Origin of the sequence: Sphingobacterium shayense, from assembly GCF_013179575.1 — a bacterium.
Classification (GTDB): domain Bacteria; phylum Bacteroidota; class Bacteroidia; order Sphingobacteriales; family Sphingobacteriaceae; genus Sphingobacterium; species Sphingobacterium shayense.
The window spans coordinates 1-1,039 of sequence record NZ_JABMCQ010000337.1 but is presented as its reverse complement, the minus strand read 5'-3'; the positions used below and the strand labels follow the sequence as shown (position 1 = coordinate 1,039).

The 1,039-nt window shown below is 42.6% G+C and carries 1 protein-coding gene; it reads left to right on the top strand.

Annotation, left to right across the window (positions count from 1 at the left end; genetic code table 11):
- Positions 1–1,039: SecDF P1 head subdomain-containing protein (locus HP439_RS19210; protein WP_425501391.1), on the top strand; the 1,039-nt coding region annotated here is incomplete at both ends.

Genomic DNA, 1,039 nt, shown 5'->3' with positions numbered 1-1,039 from the left:
GTTAACGAATATAAAGAAAGCGGCGCTACAACACCGCTAGCATCATTCTTTGCGACACGAGATAATTCTTCGTTAATCAACAAGGCAAGTTCCGATAACGATGTTAAAAACTTTCTAAATACAGAAGCAAACAATGCCATCCAAAACTCGTATAAAGTACTACGTACACGTATCGATAAGTTTGGTGTAGCTTCTCCGAACATTCAGGTTCAACAAGGCACAAACCGCATTTTAGTGGAACTTCCTGGTGTGAATGATGAAGAGCGCGTTCGCAAACTATTACAGGGATCGGCGAAATTAGAGTTTTATCAAACACATGATAACTTTCAAGTATATCCGTTGTTAGAAAACATCAACGGAATCTTGGCTTCAACGACAAAATCGTCTACTGCAAAACCAGAAACTACAGCCAAAGTTGACTCGACCACTGCCGACAGTACAAAAAATGATGATAATCTTTTAGCGAACCTAGGTGCCAGCACGAAAGATTCTACGGATTCTAGCGCAATTGATTCGGAATTGGCCGCCAATAATCCGCTATTTGCTATTCTCAATCCGTCGACAGGAATGGGTCAAAATGGTCAGCCAACTCTTGCGCCAGGACCAATGGTTGGCGTTGCCCTTTTGAAAGATACGGCGCGGGTTAATAGTTTCTTAAACCGTCCAGAAGTTAGAGCTACTATCCCAAGTAACTTGCAATTATTGTGGGCAGTTAAACCGGAACAAAACTCGCCAAATTACATTTCATTATATGCGATAAAAAAAGCTGCAAACGAAAGCGGCGCTATATTAACGGGTGATGTCATCACGAATGCTCGCGACGACTTTGATCAGCAAAACAATCCTGTTGTTTCTATGGAAATGAACACGGATGGGGCGCGTCAGTGGCGCAAAATAACAGCCGAAGCTGCTCAAAACAAGGAAGCCGTCGCTATTGTTTTGGACGGAGTAGTATATTCCGCACCGACGGTTAACGAAGAAATCCCTAACGGAAACTCCCAGATTTCGGGAAACTTTACAATCGAAGATACAAAAGATC